Source organism: Knoellia remsis (assembly GCF_003002895.1).
GTDB classification, from domain to species: domain Bacteria; phylum Actinomycetota; class Actinomycetes; order Actinomycetales; family Dermatophilaceae; genus Knoellia; species Knoellia remsis.
Window position 1 is genome coordinate 68037 of record NZ_PVTI01000018.1, and the last position, 15681, is coordinate 83717.

The 15681-nt window shown below is 70.0% G+C and carries 14 protein-coding genes; 6 read left to right on the forward strand and 8 right to left on the reverse strand.

The genetic code is table 11. From position 1 onward, the window contains the following. Nucleotides 1–85: 85 nt before the first annotated feature. From BCF74_RS11480 to BCF74_RS11490, 3 genes are read right to left on the reverse strand one after another with little or no spacing between them, the layout of a single operon-like run. On the reverse strand, nucleotides 86–970 hold the full coding sequence (locus tag BCF74_RS11480; RefSeq protein WP_106298091.1) for a MaoC/PaaZ C-terminal domain-containing protein: 885 nt from the start codon (nucleotides 968–970) through the stop codon (nucleotides 86–88). Beyond that, nucleotides 970–2307 (reverse strand): 3-oxoacyl-ACP reductase, encoded by a 1338-nt coding sequence (locus tag BCF74_RS11485; RefSeq protein WP_106298092.1) that lies wholly within the window; start codon nucleotides 2305–2307, stop codon nucleotides 970–972. Before BCF74_RS11485 ends, BCF74_RS11480 begins: the two co-directional genes overlap by 1 nt. 3 nt (nucleotides 2308–2310) lie before the next feature. Next, nucleotides 2311–3609, reverse strand: a complete 1299-nt coding sequence (locus BCF74_RS11490; protein ID WP_177426656.1) for an acetyl-CoA C-acetyltransferase — start codon at nucleotides 3607–3609, stop codon at nucleotides 2311–2313. Between the two features lie 105 nt (nucleotides 3610–3714). Here BCF74_RS11490 and BCF74_RS11495 point away from each other — a divergent pair, with 105 nt between their 5' ends. Genes BCF74_RS11495 through BCF74_RS11505 form a run of 3 tightly spaced genes read left to right on the forward strand, consistent with a single transcriptional unit; the run spans nucleotide 3715 to nucleotide 7153 of the window. Continuing rightward, a complete protein-coding gene (locus BCF74_RS11495; RefSeq protein WP_106298093.1) occupies nucleotides 3715–4503 on the forward strand; it encodes a TetR family transcriptional regulator in 789 nt (262 codons plus the stop codon). Nucleotides 4504–4505: 2 nt separating this feature from the next. Then, nucleotides 4506–6485 carry an acyl-CoA dehydrogenase family protein gene (locus tag BCF74_RS11500; protein WP_106298094.1) on the forward strand — a complete coding sequence of 660 codons (1980 nt, stop codon included), beginning with the start codon at nucleotides 4506–4508 and terminating at the stop codon, nucleotides 6483–6485. 14 nt (nucleotides 6486–6499) lie between these two features. After that, entirely contained in the window at nucleotides 6500–7153 is a 654-nt protein-coding gene (locus BCF74_RS11505; RefSeq protein WP_106298095.1) for a class I SAM-dependent methyltransferase, read from the forward strand. On the opposite strand, the gene BCF74_RS17095 is transcribed toward BCF74_RS11505, so the two are convergent. Continuing rightward, nucleotides 7134–7757: a hypothetical protein gene (locus BCF74_RS17095; protein ID WP_146132944.1), complete on the reverse strand. Its 624-nt coding sequence runs from the start codon at nucleotides 7755–7757 to the stop codon at nucleotides 7134–7136. The genes BCF74_RS11505 and BCF74_RS17095 overlap by 20 nt on opposite strands. Nucleotides 7758–7999: 242 nt before the next feature. Between BCF74_RS17095 and BCF74_RS11515 the strand changes: the two genes are divergently transcribed. Then, on the forward strand, nucleotides 8000–10606 hold the full coding sequence (locus BCF74_RS11515) for a glycoside hydrolase domain-containing protein (RefSeq protein ID WP_106298097.1): 2607 nt from the start codon (nucleotides 8000–8002) through the stop codon (nucleotides 10604–10606). 93 nt (nucleotides 10607–10699) lie between these two features. Here BCF74_RS11515 and BCF74_RS11520 read toward each other — a convergent pair whose 3' ends face one another. Genes BCF74_RS11520 through BCF74_RS11535 form a run of 4 tightly spaced genes read right to left on the reverse strand, consistent with a single transcriptional unit; the run spans nucleotide 10700 to nucleotide 15115 of the window. Next, complete coding sequence (locus tag BCF74_RS11520) at nucleotides 10700–11881, reverse strand: NAD(P)/FAD-dependent oxidoreductase (RefSeq protein ID WP_106298098.1); 1182 nt, start codon at nucleotides 11879–11881, stop codon at nucleotides 10700–10702. Between the two features lie 54 nt (nucleotides 11882–11935). Next, nucleotides 11936–13219 (reverse strand): class I SAM-dependent methyltransferase, encoded by a 1284-nt coding sequence (locus BCF74_RS11525; protein ID WP_106298099.1) that lies wholly within the window; start codon nucleotides 13217–13219, stop codon nucleotides 11936–11938. Next, a complete protein-coding gene (locus tag BCF74_RS11530) occupies nucleotides 13216–14625 on the reverse strand; it encodes an FAD-binding oxidoreductase (RefSeq protein WP_106298100.1) in 1410 nt (469 codons plus the stop codon). The genes BCF74_RS11525 and BCF74_RS11530 overlap by 4 nt, the downstream gene beginning before the upstream one ends. Nucleotides 14626–14683: 58 nt before the next feature. Beyond that, the gene (locus tag BCF74_RS11535) at nucleotides 14684–15115 is read right to left on the reverse strand and encodes a hypothetical protein (RefSeq protein ID WP_146132945.1); all 432 of its coding nucleotides are present in this window, start codon (nucleotides 15113–15115) and stop codon (nucleotides 14684–14686) included. A 22-nt stretch (nucleotides 15116–15137) separates the two neighbouring features. Here BCF74_RS11535 and BCF74_RS11540 point away from each other — a divergent pair, with 22 nt between their 5' ends. Continuing rightward, on the forward strand, nucleotides 15138–15428 hold the full coding sequence (locus BCF74_RS11540) for a hypothetical protein (RefSeq protein WP_146132946.1): 291 nt from the start codon (nucleotides 15138–15140) through the stop codon (nucleotides 15426–15428). A gap of 45 nt (nucleotides 15429–15473) precedes the next feature. Beyond that, a partial coding sequence (locus BCF74_RS11545) for a transposase (RefSeq protein ID WP_177426657.1) occupies nucleotides 15474–15681 on the forward strand: 208 nt, incomplete at its 3' end.

Genomic DNA, 15681 nt, shown 5'->3' on the forward strand with positions numbered 1-15681 from the left:
CTGAGGTCCGAGGGCGACTTCTTGCGCACAGTTCGCAGGCGAGCCCCGGCGAGCCTGCGAACTGTGCGCAATAAGTCGGGGTGGGTCAGGCGGTCTCGAGGGTGAGGACGAGGTGCTCGGTCTCGGGCTTGCGGGTCGAGCGGAGCCCGGCCACGACCGGTTCTCCGCTGCGGTCGACGACGAAGTCGACCTTCCCCGGCAGGAGCACCGGCTTCTTGAACCACACGTGCGAGGTGCTCGGTCCGTTGGCGCCGCGACCCAGCGCGGAGAGCGCGCGGGCGTACGTCCACATGCCGTGCGCGATGGCCTTGGGGAAGCCCATGGCCTTCGCGGTGAGCGGGTGCAGGTGGATGGGGTTCACGTCACCGGACACCGCGGCATACTGCCGCCCGAGGTCGCCGGGGAGGCGCCACTGCGCCGCGGCGACACCCTTGGGAATGGGCGGCGCCTCGGTGCCGCGCTCGGCGTCCGGGTTGCCCTTGCCGCGCGCGAGGTAGGTCGACCGGCCGCTCCACACCGGCTCACCGTCGACCGTGACCTCGGTGACGAGGTCCACCTGACGGCCCTTGGGGTGGTCGCGCAGGTCCTCGGCGTGGACGGCGATGTCGAGGACGTCGTCGTCGGTCAGGGTCCGGCGCACCGTGATCGTGTTCTCGACATGGACGAGCCCGGCGAGCGGCAGCGGGAACGACGAGCGGCCCATGAGCTCGGCCTGCAGCGGGAACCCGAGGATGTGCGGGTAGGTGTGCGGCAGGACGTCGTCGACCGGGAACCCGCAGAGCCGCTGGTAGCGCAGCAGGTGCTCTCGGTCCACGGCGTGACCGGTGAGGGCCAGCTCCGTGGCAGGGAGGGTCGAGCCGGACTTCTTGCCCGACATGGCCGCCTTGACGAAGACCTTCGCCAGGGACGGCGCGCTGCTGAACGTCTCTTGGGGGCGTGTGGCGACGGACGACGAGGTGGGCTCGGTCATCAGGCCCCCAGCATCATCTGGCCGCAGACCCGCACGACGTTGCCGGTGACGCCGCGGTTGGCGTCCCACGAGAAGTAGCCGATCGTCTCGGCCACGTCGACGGGCAGGCCGCCCTGCGACAGCGAGTTCATCAGCCGGCCCACCTCACGCGTCGCGAACGGCACCTTCGCCGTCATCTCCGTCTCGATGAACCCCGGCGCGACCGCGTTGACCGTCACGCCCTTCTTGAGGATCGTCTTGTCCGCGGCGAGCGACTGGGTCATGCCGATGACCCCCGCCTTCGACGCGGCGTAGTTCGTCTGGCCGCGGTTGCCGGCAATGCCCGCGATCGAGGACACGTTGACGATGTGACCGCCGGCGTTGATCGCCGGGACGAGCGCCTCGTTCATCCGCAGGATCGAGAGCAGGTTGACCTGGAGGACGGAGTCCCAACGGTCGGCTTCGGTGTTCGCGAGCAGCTTGTCGCGGGTGATGCCGGCGTTGTGCACGACGATGTCGAAGCCGCCGTGCCGGGCCTTGGCGTGCTCGACGATCTTGGCACCCGCGTCGTCGGCCGTGACGTCGAGCTGGAGCGCCGAGCCACCGAGCTTGTTGGCGACCTCGGCGAGCGGGCCGCCGGCCGACGGCATGTCGACGGCGACGATCGTCGCGCCGTCACGGGCGAGGGTGTCCGTAATGGCGGCGCCGATGCCGCGCGCGGCACCGGTGACGACCGCGACCTTGCCGGCGAGCGGCTTGTCCCAGTCCGCCGGCGCCTCGATCGGCGCGACCGGCTTGCCGACGCGGAACACCTGTCCCGAGACGTAGGCCGACCGGCCCGAGAGGAGGAAGCGGATCGTCGCGTCGACTCCGGCGTCGGCGCCGTCGGCGACGAGGACCGTGTTGGCGGTGCCGCCGGCGCGCATCTCCTTGCCGATGGACCGCACGATGCCCTCGACAGCGCGGCGGGCCGCGGCCTGCGCGACCGACGTGGCCTCCTCCGGAGGGCGACCGACGACGACGACGCGCCCGGTCGGGGCGAGGGTCTTGAGCGCCGGGCCGACGACACCGCGCAGCGTCTCGAGATCGGCCGGGCTCTCGACCGCGGTGAGGTCGAGCACGACCGCGGCGACCGACGTCGACGGCTTCGACGCGACCTGCACCCCTGCGTCGTCGAGCAGCACACGGACGCGCTCGGCGACCGGGGCGTCACCGTGGCCGGTCACGAGGACCGCGCCCGGGACGAGCGAGCCGCCTACGACGTGCCGGCGCAGCTTCGCCGGACGCGGCAGACCGAGGGTGGCGGCGAGCTGCTTGCCCACCCCGCTGTTGACGAGCTGGCCATACGACAGCGCCATGAATCAGGCTCCTTCGAGGATCGCGACGACGCCCTGCCCACCGGCAGCGCAGATGGAGATGAGACCACGGCTGCCCGGGCCCTTCTCGTGGAGCATCTTCGCGAGCGAGGCGACGATGCGGCCGCCGGTGGCGGCGAAGGGGTGGCCGGCGGCCAGCGAGCTGCCGTTGACGTTGAGCTTGGAACGGTCGATCGAGCCGAGCGGCTTCTCGAGCCCGAGCCGGTCGCGGCAGAAGTCCTCGTCCTCCCAGGCCTTGAGCGTCGAGAGCACGGTGCCGGCGAACGCCTCGTGGATCTCGTAGAAGTCGAAGTCCTGCAGCGAAAGGCCGTTGCGCTCGAGAAGGCGCGGGACGGCATACGCAGGAGCCATGAGCAGGCCCTCGTCGCCGTGGACGTAGTCGACCGCCGCGGCCTCCCCGTCGACGAACCAGGCCTGGACGGGGATGTTGTGCTCCTTGGCCCAGTCCTCGCTGCCGAGCAGGACGACGGCGGCGCCGTCGGTGAGCGGCGTGGAGTTGCCGGCCGTCATCGTCGCGCCCTCGCCCTTGCCGAAGACCGGCTTGAGCTTGGCGAGCTTCTCGACGGTCGAGTCCGGGCGCAGGTTCTGGTCCTTGGACTGGCCGAGGTAGCTCGTCATCAGGTCGTCGAAGAAACCGCGCTCGTATGCCGCGGCGAGGTTCTGGTGGCTCGCTGCGGCGAGCTCGTCCTGGGCTTCGCGGGTGATGCCCCACTTCTTCGTCGTGATGGCCTGGTGCTCACCCATCGACAGCCCGGTGCGCGGCTCGACGTTGGCCGGGGTCTCGATGCCGAAATCGGTCGGGCGCAGCGCGAGGGCACGCTTGGCCATGTCGACCGTCGTCTTGCCGCGGTTGATCTTCAGCATCTTCTGGCGCAGCTTCTCGGAGACCATGATCGGCGCGTCCGAGGCGGTGTCGACACCACCGGCGACGCCGGACTCGATCTGGCCGAGCTTGATCTTGTTCGCGACGAGGATCGCGTTCTCGAGGCCGGTGCCGCACGCCTGCTGCACGTCGTAGGCGGACGTGTGCGGGTCGAGGCTCGAGCCGAGGACGCTCTCGCGGGTGAGGTTGAAGTCGCGGCTGTGCTTGATGACCGCGCCACCGACGACCTCGCCGAGCCGCTGGCCCTGGAGGCCGTAGCGCGCCACGAGCCCCTCGAGAGCGGCGGTGAACATGTCCTGGTTCGACGCGTTGGCGTAGGGCCCGAACTGCCGGGCGAAGGGGATGCGGTTGCCGCCGAGGATGGCGGCCCGACGAGGCGTGGCTGGGCTGGTTGAAGGCACCGTTCTGCTCCTGGGGACGAGGTGGTCGATGGCCGCGTGGGACGCGCCACATATCCGATACCGACGGTAGCAGGTACCTGTTCGCACCTGCTACGGTCCGACCTTGTGACCAGCACCACCAGCGCGGGCCGACCAGACGGCTCGGGACGTGGCTCGGCGGCTCCGGTGGAGGCCGACGAGACGGTGGTCGACGGACGCAACCGCCGCTGGGAAAAGCACCGGGCGAGGCGTCGGACCGAGCTCGTGGACGCGACGCTGCGCGCCATCCGGCGGCACGGGGCGAGCGTCGGGATGGACGACATCGCCGCCGTCGCCGGGACGTCAAAGACGGTGTTCTACCGGCACTTCACCGACCGGGCGGGGCTCTACGACGCGGTCGCGGAACGGGTCAACTCGAACATCATCGGCGACGTCGCGGGGGCCGTCGGCAACGTCGACGAGGTCGTCGCCTTCGCCGAGGGCCCGGACACCGACGCCGCGTGGTCCCCGCGACAGCTGCTCGCGTCCGCGATCGACGCCTATCTCCGGCTCGTCGAGGACGACCCGGAGGTCTACCGCTTCATCGTCAACGCCCCCTTGGTGCCGCTCTCCGAGCGCACCGACACGGGAGACGCGGCGTCGGGGGTGAGCCAGTCCGTGGGCCGACAGGTCGGCGTCCTGATCACGACGGCCCTGCAGGCGACGGGCAAGGACACCACTCCCGGGGCGACGTGGGGTCACGCCGTCGTCGGCATGGTCCGAGCCGCAGCCGACGAATGGCTGCGCGAGGGAGCCGAGTCATCGGGCACGAGCCGTGAGACGCTGCGGGAACACCTCACCAAGCTCATCTGGGGCGGACTGTCGGCAACCTGGCCTGACGTGGACCGCCGCCCCGCGAAGGAAGTACTGGAGTAGCCGTGGACGACCAGCAGCTCGCCGACAGCCTCACGACGATCCTCGACGGACGGTGGGGTGCGGTGCGGCGCCGGCTGCGCGGCCACGACGACCCGACACAGTTCGGACCGCCCGACGAGCCGATGTCCATGGAGGAGCACCGGGCGCACACGACGAGCCAGCTCCTCGCGATCACCCGCGAGGACTTCGCCCGCGCCGGACTCACCCGCGGCATGGGCGGCACCGGCGACATCGGTGCGTCGGTCACGGCCTTCGAGATGCTCGGTCACGGGGACCTGTCCCTCCTCGTCAAGGCGGGCGTGCAGTTCGGGCTCTTCGGGGGCGCCATCGCCAACCTGGGAACGGAACGGCACCACACGGCATACCTGCCCGGCATGCTCGACGGCAGCCTGCTCGGCTGCTTCGCCATGACCGAGACCGGCCACGGGTCCAACGTCCAGCACCTCGAGACGACGGCCACCCACGACGCCGAGACCGACGAGCTCGTGATCCACTCACCGACGCCGGGGTCCCGCAAGGACTACATCGGCAACGCCGCTCGCGACGGCCGGATGGCGGCGGTCTTCGCGCAGCTCATCACCGCCGACGGCGAGGGCCACGGGGTGCACTGCGTCCTCGTGCCGATCCGGGACGAGGACGGCAACCCCATGCCCGGTGTCACGATCGGTGACTGCGGCGCGAAGGGCGGCCTCCCCGGCGTCGACAACGGCCGACTGGCATTCGACCGGGTGCGGGTGCCGCGCGAGAACCTCCTCGACCGATACGGGTCGATCGCGTCCGACGGGACCTACTCCTCCCCCATCGACAGCACGTCGCGGCGCTTCTTCACGATGCTCGGGACCCTCGTGCGTGGACGTCTCTCGGTCGCCGGTGGCGCCGGCGCCGCGACCCGGTCCGCGCTGACCCTCGCGACCCGATACGCCCTGCACAGAAGGCAGTTCGCCGCACCGGGGAGCGACGAGGAGCTCACCCTCATGAGCTACCGGGCGCACCAGCGCAAGCTGCTGCCCGCCATCGCCAAGAGCTACGCGCTGATGCTTGCCCAGAACGAGCTCGTCGAGATGATGCACGACGTCGCCGTTCAGGAGGGCGAGGCACCCGAGGACCGGCAGCGTGAGCTCGAGGCCCGCGCTGCCGGCATCAAGGCGGTCGCGACCCGGCACGCCACCGACACGATCCAGATGTGCCGGGAGGCCTGCGGGGGTGCGGGCTACATGGCGGACAACCGGCTCACGGGGCTCAAGGCCGACACCGACGTCTTCACGACGTTCGAGGGTGACAACACGGTGCTGATGCAGCTCGTCGCCAAGGGGCTGCTCACCGAGTTCCAGGAGTCGTTCGAGGACAACTCGCCGCTGGCCATGATCACGTTCGCCTCGCGGTTCACGGCGTCGTCGATCCTCGAGCGCACGCCCGCCGCCGGCCTCATCTCGAAGCTCATCGCGCGCGCCCCGAGCAGCGACGAGGACGGCGCCGAACGGCATCGGGGCCGTCAGGTGGCGCTCTTCGTCGACCGCGAGAAGCACCTCCTCGAGGGCGTCGCGCTGCGGCTCTCCAAGGCGGCCAAGGCCGAGCCCGACGTCGCGTTCCGGATCTTCAACAACGCCCAGGACCACCTCATCCGCGCGGCCGAGGCACACATCGACCGCGTCCTCCTCGAGGCCCTGTGCGCGGCCGTCGAACGCTGCGAGGACGGCCCCGCCAAGGAGCTCCTCGACGACGTCACCGACCTCTTCGCCGAGTCGACGATCGAGGCGAACCGCGGCTGGTACCAGGAGCACGGACGGCTCACCGCCCGGGCCGCCAAGGGTGTCATCCGCGACGTCGGAGAGCTCTGTGACTCCCTCGCGCCGCGCGCCCGCGTGCTCGTCGACGCCTTCGCGATCCCCGATGCCTGGCTCGGCGCACCGCAGCTGCTCGAGCCGCTGCCCGAGTCCCGGCCCGAGCCGCTGCCCGAGCCGCTGCCCGAGTCCCGGCCCTAGCCGGCACGTCAGTCGTGACCGAGCCGAACGCCCCTGTGCCGCAGTCTCGTTGGGCCCTGGGCGGTGAGGCGACGCGCGGCTACGGCCGCCGGTTCGCCGAGCTCGTGGAGTCCGGCACGGACATCGACGGTGAGGCCCGCCTCGCCGACGCGCTGCTCCCGCGTGGTGGGCGGGTGCTCGACGCCGGGGCCGGCATGGGCCGGGTGACCGCGGCGCTGCGGGCCCGTGGCCACGACGTCACCGGCATCGAGCCGGACCGCGACCTCGTCGCCCAGGCCGAGCGGACCTATCCCGGCATCGGCCTGCTGCCGCTCGACATCCTCGAGACGACGCCCGAGGTGCTGCGCGCACACGGCCGCCCCGCGGCATACGACCTCGTCGTGGCGGTCGGCAACGTCTTCATCCTCCTCGCCGAAGGAACCGAACGGCGAGCCCTGGCGGCCCTGCTCGACCTGCTCGCACCGGGAGGGCGGATGCTCATCGGCTTCCACCTGAGCGAGGGACCGAGCGGGAGCCGCGCCTATCCGCCCGAGGAGTTCGTCGCTGACGCGGAGTCCGTGGGACTCACGGTTACGCTGCGCGCAGGCAGCTACGAGCTGCACCCCGCGAACGACTCGTATGCCGTGTGGCTGCTCGCGCGAGCAGGGGTCAGCGAACGCACTTCGTGAAGTTCAGGCTGCTCACGTTGATGTCGTCGTTGGCCTGCTCGGTCTTCGGGGTGATCGTGTACTCGTAGGTCACCTTGATCGTGGACGTCGTGGGTTTGAGGGTGAACGTCTGCGTCGTCGTTCCGGGCTGGACGCCGTTGACCGAGGTGTTGCCGTCGACGGCCGCGGTGCGCGTCGTGAGTGTCTTGACGGGCACGTCATTGATCGTGAGCGTGAAGGTGCCGCCCGTGGACTGGCTGGCGACTCCGTTGCCGTAGCCCCAGTTGAAGAGGAAGCTCACGTCATACGTCGCTCCGACGACGACGTCGAAGGTGGCGGTGCTCGTGATCGTGAGGGGCGCCGTGCTCGACCCGTTGTCGCGGTACACCGAGAAGGTCGTGTTGCCGGCGTCCCAGCCTTGCCCACCCGAAGAGTTGGGCCCGAGAGTGCCGGTGTAGGTGGTGGTCCATCCCGTGCCAGCCGTGAGAGTCGGGCAGGCGATGGGCGATGCCGCGAAGGCCGTAGCCGCCCCGGCCACTGCGACGACAGGCACGCTCCACGCGAGCCCACGGGTCACGGCCCGGCGAGTTGGGCGGGGCGCCATGGTCTGGGTCTGACGGGACATGTGCTGCTCACGCTCCTCACGGCATACACGCAAAAGAGCGCCCCACGGGGTGGGACGCTCCACGACTGTTGTTGATATGTATACCACACAAGTGACTGACGGGTAGGTATTCGTCCTGTCCGCCAGCGCTTGTCCACCGGACAGGATCTCCGGTCACCGTTGTCCGACCATTCCTCCGATCTCTAGCGTGAACGGCACGGGCGACGACGCAGTTGCCACGAGCACGAAGGAGTGTGGCGGCGATGCCACGGCAGACCTCTCGCAGAATCCTGGCCCGCAGCTGGCGCCTCACACCGTCCGGAGCCCCGGGCGCGGCCCTGCTCGCCCGGCTCGGCATCGGCGCCCTCTGCGCCGGTCTCGCCATCACGGCAGCGCCGGCCACCGCCGCCCCCGGTGACGACAAGGGCGCGACTCCCCCGCACAAGCGCCCGACCCTCGAGCTCACCCAGTTCGTCAACCCGCTCATCGGCACCGCCGTCAACTCCACGAGCGGGTATGCCGGCAACATCAACCCTGGTGCCAAGGTCCCCTTCGGGATGGTCACCTTCGGCCCGGACATGCCGCGGACGAACTTCAACGGCTCCGGTGGCGGGCTCGTCGGCGAGAACGCGGCGAAGGGCCAGATCAACTTCTTCAGCCTGACCCACCTCAACGGGGTGGGCTGTCCCGGTCAGGGCGCGGTCGGCATGCGCCCGGGCTCGACACCGACGCCGATCGTCGGGTCGACGGGCCGGGTCACCCCGGTCGGGTTCTCCACCTCCACGGAGAAGGCATCCCCCGGCTACTACTCCGTCGGTCTCGACACCGGTGTCAAGGTCGAGACGACGGCGACGAACCGCACCGGACTGGCGACCTTCTCCTACCCCGGGCAGGACAAGGGCTACCTCAGCCTCGACATGCGGCTCAACGGCAACGCCAACGGCTCCGGCTCGCGCGTGGCCATCACGCCGGACAACGTGTCGCTCTCGGTGAGCCCGGACGGGCGCACGATCACGGGCAAGACCGTGGCGCCCGCGTTCTGCACGCCGTACGGCACGCCCTACAACTCCAACGTCTACTTCCACGCCGAGCTGAACCGGTCGCTCAAGGCGCAGTCCGCCGGGAGCACGGTCAACACCGTCAAGGACGGCGCCACCGTCCTGCAGTACGACCTGCCCGCGGGTGACCCGACGCTGTCGATGCGCGTGGGCATCTCCGCGGTGAGCGTGGCCAACGCCAGGCTCAACCTCGAGACCGAGAACGCGTCGACGTCGTTCCAGGGCGTGCGCGACGCGGCGGTCAAGGCATGGAACGCGCGGCTCAACACCGTCCAGGTGGACAAGGCAGCGAACCCGGGCTCGCTCACCACCTCCGAGCGCACCGACCTCGTGAAGCTCTACAGCTCGCTCTACCGCGTCCTCGGTTCTCCGACAACGTATTCCGACGTCAACGGTGACTTCCGCTCGATGGACGCGAAGGAGCCGTATGCCGGTGGCGTCGACCGCGCAGGCGGCGTCGAGGAGCGTCCGGTCGCCAACGTGCGCGACTACTCGTGGACCAACCCCGACGGTTCGGCCGGCAGCTACGCGACGCACTACTCCGGGCTGTCGTTGTGGGACACCTACCGCTCCCAGGCGCAGCTGCTGGCGTTGCTCGCACCGGACGTCGCGAGTGACGTCAACCAGTCCCTCGTCGTCGACGGGCTGCAGTGCGGCGCGTTCCCGCACTGGGTGGACGCGAGCGACGACTCGACCCCGATGGCTGGGGACAGCGCCCTGCCGGTCATCGCCGGGTCGTATGCCTTCGGGGCCAAGGACTTCGACGTCACCACGGCGGCACGGCTGACGAAGCAGTCGGCCTTCGACCCGAGCAGCGCGTGCAACGGCCGCAAGAGCTTCCCCGACATGGAGACCTACCTCGCCAACGGCTACTACCCGAACACGACGGGCAACTCGTCGTCGGAGACGATCGAGCGCGTCAACGACGACCGGGCAGCCGCCGCGTTCCTCGACGCGGTTCCGGAGTCGGTGCGCACCGACCCGAGCGTCGCCGTCACGTCCGCGCAGATCGCCGAGCTCTACGACCGGGCCGAGTGGTGGGTCAACATCTTCGACCCGGCGACGAAGACCCTCATGCAACGTGAGGCGGGCAAGGGTGCCTTCATCCCGGGAGACGCCTTCCACGAGTCGACCGAGCCGAACTACTTCTGGTCCTTCGGGTTCGCGTTCACCGGACTCATCGAGGCCAGCGGCGGCAAGGATGCCGGCGTCGAGCGCCTCAACCGGCTCTTCGGCATCGACTCGACCTTCTCAATCCCACCGACGAAGCGCTCGCTCAACGGCGGCGAGGGCTCGATGCAGTTCTACATCGGCAACGAGATGGGCTACCCGGCGCCCTACGCCTACAACTGGGCGGGCAAGCCGGCGTCGACGCAGTACGTCGTGCAGCAGATCATGCAGCAGACGTTCGACACCGGCCGGGCCGGTCTGCCGGGCAACGACGACATGGGTGCGACGACGAGCTGGTACGTCTGGTCCGCGCTCGGCCTCTTCCCCGTCGTCGCCTCCGCGGACGGCCTCGCGATCTCGACGCCGCAGTTCCCCGGCATCACCGTGTGGATGGGCAACAAGAAGCTGCGCCTCGAGACCGACAAGGACGCGACCGCGGCGCCTTTCATCCAGTCGGCACGGCTCGGGGACCAGGCCTACCCGGCGTCGTGGCTGCCGATGCGCAAGGTCCGTCCGGGTGCGACGTTGAGCTTCACCCTCGGGTCGAGCCCGTCCTCGTGGGCGGCCGCCGACGCGCTCACGCCGCCGTCGGGCGCGGACGCCAACTACACCCGGATGACCGCCCGCGGCGACGTCAAGTAGCGCCACCACCCCCGACTGGTTGCGACTTCGCAGAGTGAGGAGCGCAGCGACGAACTCTGCGAAGTCGCAACCAGTCGCATCAGGTGAGCAGAACTAGGACGACTGGCCGGACGTGGGCTTGACGCCGGGCGGGGGTTTGCCGATGCTGTCGCGCATCTCGTCGGAGGCATCCCAGTCGTTGGCCTGCATGGCGGCGACGACGGTGCCGTCCTTGACCCACCAGGCCCGGAACGGCCCGTCGAAGTCGCCCGTCGTCTCGACCGAGTCGTAGCCGTCGGGGCCGACGTTGCCGAAGTACTCCATGCCCAGGTCGTACTGGTCGGTGAAGAAGTACGGCTGACGGTCGTATGCCGTGTCGTCGCCGGTGATCGTGCCCGCGGCAGCCTTGCCCTGTTCGATCGCGTTGTCCCAGTGCTCGACCCGCACGCGCCGCCCCAGCGACGGGTGCTCCTCGAGGGCGATGTCGCCGACGGCGAGGATGTCCGGGTCCGAGGTGCGCAGCTGGTCGTCGACGAGCACGCCTCCCGGCGCCTCGGTGGCGACGTCGAGCCCGGCCGCCTCGGCGAGCTCGGTGCGCGGCGTCGGCCCGACCCCGACGACGACGCAGTCGGCGCCCTCGAGGTCGGCTGTCGTCACCTGCGACCCGAGGCGGAGGTCGACTCCCTGGTCGCGGTGCAGGTCGGCGAACCGCTGCGCCACCTCCGGCCCGAGCACGTTGACGAGCGGCAGGTCGGCCGCCTCGAAGACCGTGACGTCCGCACCGGCGTTGCGGGCAGCGGAGGCGACCTCGAGGCCGATCCAGCCGCCGCCGATGATGACGACCTTGGCGCCCTCGGTGAGCGCGTCCTTGAGCGAGTTCGAGTCCTCGACGGTGCGCAGGTAGTGCACCGGCGCACCCGAGTCGTCGGCGACCTCGAGCCGACGCGGCTCGGAGCCGGTCGCGAGGACGAGGGTGCCGTAGGGCAGCTCGCCCTTGTCGGTGACGACGACCTTGCGGTCTCGGTCGATGGAGACCGCCCGCTCGCCGGTGCGCACGTCGACGGCGTGCTCCTTCCACCAGTCGGTGTCGTGGACCGTCGCGTCGTCGGTGCTCTTCTTGCCGAGCAGGACGTCCTTGGACAGCGGTGGCCGCTCGTAGGGCAGGTGGTCCTCGGCGCCGATGATCGTCACCGGCCCGTCGAAGCCGCGCTCGCGGAGTGACTCCGCGACGTTGGCGCCGGCGAGCCCGCCCCCGACGATGACGACGCTCTCCTGGTCCTTGGCCTTGTCACTCACTCTGGTTCGTCCCTTCTCGTTGCGGTGCAGGGGTTTTCGGTCGGTTCAGGGTCCTCACGCATTCCACCACGGACGCAGCGGCACTGCCGGGGCAGCGTCACCGGCGAGCCGGACGGCGAGCACTTGGTGCAGCTGGACGACGTTGCGCTCGAAGCCGCGCCGCGACCCGGCAAGGTAGAGCCCCCACACCTTCGCCGTCGCCTCCCCGACCTCGTCGACGCACTCCGACCAGTGCTCGACGAGGTTGTCGCACCAGCCGGCGAGGGTCAGCGCGTAGTGCTCGCGCAGGTTCTCCTCGTGCAGCACCTCGAACCCGGTGTCCTGCATGACGGTGATGATCCGTCCCGAGCCGGTGAGCTCCCCGTCGGGGAAGACGTAGCGGTCGATGAAGGCGCCGGTGCTCGTCGGCCGGTTGTCGGGTCGGGTGATGCAGTGGTTGAGGACGAGCCCACCCTCCTTGACGTGCTCGAGCATCCAGCCGAAGTACGCCGGGTAGTTGCGCACCCCGATGTGCTCGGTGATGCCGATCGATGAGATCGCGTCGAACCCGGTCTCGGTGACGTTGCGGTAGTCCTCGTGCCGCACATCGGCAAGGTGACCGAGCCCCTCGCGCTCGATCGCCTCCTGCGCCCACGTCGCCTGCTCGCGCGAGAGCGTGACGCCGAGCGCACGGACGCCGCGGCGCGCGGCATACCGGACCATTCCTCCCCACCCACAGCCGATGTCGAGGAGGCGGTCACCTTCCGACAGCGCGAGCTTGTCGAAGACGAGGCGGTACTTGTTGTCCTGCGCCTCGTCGAGGCTTGCCTCGCGGTGCGGGTATGCCGCGCAGGTATACGTCATCGTGGGACCGAGCACGTGCCGGTAGAACGTGTTGGAAACGTCGTAGTGGTGGTGGATCGCCTCGCTGTCCCGGCGCAAGGAATGCCGCAGGCCCTCGGTGACCCGGCGCCAGCGCGGCAGCGCCTCCTGCGGTGGTGGCGGTGGCGGGGTGAGCCCGCGCGGCCCGAGGGTTCGGGCGACGTCTGCGAGGACGTGCCGGTCGGGACGGCGGAAGCGCAGGTCCTCGAGGTCCACGAGCAGGTCGTAGGGGTTGCCCGGGTGCACCCCCTCGACGACGAGGTCGCCCGTCGCGTAGGCGCGGGCCATGCCGAGGTCGCCCGGCGCCGTCGCGAGGTAGGAGAGCCCGCGCGGCGTAGCGACGTGGAGACTTCGCGGTGCGCTGCCCGGGCCCGCCTTCGACCCGTCGTATGCCGTGACGCGCACCGGGAGTGGACCGTCGACGACCGCGTCGAGGAGCTCGGCGATGGTGCGGGTGTGGTGGATCGAGCTGGTCATGCGCCGCGCACCGCCTTGTCGTAGAGGTGAGGGAAGCGGAAGTCCGGGTCATAGGTCTGCTTCAGGACGGCATACCGCTCACCGCCGTAAAGCCGGTCGAACTCGTGGCGCTCGTAGAACGACTCCGAGTAGAGGGACTTGTGTCCGTCGAGGTCGCTCACGGCCCTCTCGATGGCGCGGTTCGTCTCCCCCGGTGCGCCTCCCGGGACGCTGGACCAGAAGCCGATGTTGACGTAGGTGCGGCCCGGCTCGAGCGGGTAGAGGTCCCATGGTGTCGTGGAGCGAAGACGCAACGGGCACAACCAGATCGGCTCGATCGGCACCTCGTCGAGGAACCACGACAGGAACGTCGCTGTGTTCTCGATGGGGACCTCGACGTCCTGGACGACGCGCTCGCGTGGTGGGTTGCCCCTGCGGGCCTCGAGCCGGTCGGAGAAGTGGGTCCGGTTGTCGAGCGCGACGAGCTTCCAGTAGACGCTCGAGCGGCGCAGGCGACGCGGCCAGAGTCGTCGCACCTGGGGGTTCTGGGCGCCGAAGGCGCGCGAGCACCAGAACCAGTCGGTGTCCCAACGCCAGAGGTAGTCGTGGGTGGTGAGGAGGTCGCGCTTCGGGTTCGGGTCGTCGTGCTGGATGGACCGGTAGTAGATCTGCTGTCCGGTGTAGTCGCTCGGTGTCGCCGGACCATCGGGGTGGGGGTCGTCGGTCTGCGCGCCGAGGGTGAGGTATGCCTCGTCGCGGCTGAAGGCGACGCCGTCGAGGTGGTCGACGTGCTCACCGTCGTGGGTGCCGGTCTCGGCGATGGTCGCGAGGGTCGCGGTGAGGCTGTCGAGGTCGCGGAACCGCAGGTGCCGCAGGGCGACGTACTGCTGCACCGGCTCGAGCTCGATGCGCAGCCGGGTGGCGTAGCCGAGGGAGCCGTAGGAGTTGGGGAAGCCGCGGAAGAGATCGGCGTGCTCGTTGGTCGGGCTCGCGGTGACGATCTCGCCGGTGCCGGTGAGGACGTCCAGCTCGAGGACCGACTCGTGCGGGAGGCCGTTACGGAAGCTCGTCGACTCGATGCCGAGGCCGGTGACGGCGCCGCCGAGGGTGATGGTGCGCAGCTGCGGCACGACGAGGGGCGCGAGCCCGTGCGGGAGGGTGGCGGCGACGAGGTCCTCGTAGGTGCACATGCCGTCGACGTCGGCGGTGCGCGTGCCGGTGTCGACGACGCGGACGCCGGTGAGCCCGCTCGTGTCCAGGCCAGGAGTCACCGTGGCCGTGCGCTGGCGGAAGAGGTTGGAGGTGCGCTTGGCGAGCCGGACCCGTTCGGTGCGCGGGATGGCGGCGAAGCTGTCGAGCAGGGCGCGCTCCCCCGCCGTGCGGTTCCTGACCGCTGGCTGCGGGTCCGCTGGGAGTGCGCGCTCCATGGTCCGACGCTACGCCCACCCCTGCGGGCAGCCGCAACCGACAACCACGCGTGGCGCGTCAGCCGATGCGCGTGACGCCGTCGTGGCCGAGATCGGCGAGGACCCGGTCGACCTCTGCCCAGGTGGCTGCGCTCGGTCGCCGGGCGCGGGTGATGACGTCGACCCCGGCCGGCGTGAACATCGTGCGGTCGAACTCGACGACCGCCCAGCTGCTGTCGGACGCGAGGTGACTGACCCGCCAGTCGCTGCGCAGGGGCCGGAGCAGCCCGGCACCGCGCCACCGGAAGGAGCGCGGCCCGGTGCGCGTGTCGACGCCGCGGATGTGGCGGGCGCGTCCCCGGCGGGTCCGGAACGCCACGTCGTCGTCCATCACGTCGCCGCGGGGCGTGTAGGTGAAGGTGGGGTTCGTGCGCGACCCGTCGAGCCACATCGGGAACGTCGTCGCGACGATGTGCCAGGTCCCGGCCAGCTCGTCGACGAGGTCAGTCACGCGCTCACGATAGGGGGTGGACGTGAGGGTGGACGTGAAGGCGGGCCCCATCACGGACACAAGAAGGAGGTGGCTGACGCGCCAGCGCCTGCCATCTCCGCTTGTGGACGGGGGCGGACTCAAACCGAACATCTGGCAGAGGTTCGAGCGCCTCGATTCCGCGTGGATTCAGGCCAGACGCGCTACCGCCGACACGAAGCTGAGCGCCGACACAGCCGACTTCGAGGCAGTGTCGAAAGTTGAGTCCATAGGGTTGGTGTACGACGACACCGGTGAGCGTGTCCCTACGCACGTAGGTGCGGTCACCGCGTGATCCTTCGAGTGAACCTCTCACAGCACTCTCGAATGGAGCATCGCGATGACCGCGAACACCAGTATCGACCCTGCCGTCTTCCTGCACGACCAGCTCGCCCAGGCCAGCCCGGACCTGATGCGCGATCTGCTGACCACGTTCATCAACGCGCTGCTGTCGGCGCAGGCCGATAGCGTGTGCGGTGCCGAGTACGGCACCCGTAGCCCGGACCGCACCAATAGCCGCAACGGGTACCGGCACCGGGACCTGGACA

What these genes read in the sequence shown, in the direction of transcription:
- BCF74_RS11480 (WP_106298091.1), bottom strand. Translation starts at nt 970, where the DNA reads ATGACCGAGCCCACCTCGTCGTCCGTCGCCACACGCCCCCAAGAGACG.
- BCF74_RS11525 (WP_106298099.1), bottom strand. Translation starts at nt 13,219, where the DNA reads ATGACCAGCTCGATCCACCACACCCGCACCATCGCCGAGCTCCTCGAC.
- BCF74_RS17095 (WP_146132944.1), bottom strand. Translation starts at nt 7,757, where the DNA reads ATGTCCCGTCAGACCCAGACCATGGCGCCCCGCCCAACTCGCCGGGCC.
- BCF74_RS11485 (WP_106298092.1), bottom strand. Translation starts at nt 2,307, where the DNA reads ATGGCGCTGTCGTATGGCCAGCTCGTCAACAGCGGGGTGGGCAAGCAG.
- BCF74_RS11515 (WP_106298097.1), top strand. Translation starts at nt 8,000, where the DNA reads ATGCCACGGCAGACCTCTCGCAGAATCCTGGCCCGCAGCTGGCGCCTC.
- BCF74_RS11530 (WP_106298100.1), bottom strand. Translation starts at nt 14,625, where the DNA reads ATGGAGCGCGCACTCCCAGCGGACCCGCAGCCAGCGGTCAGGAACCGC.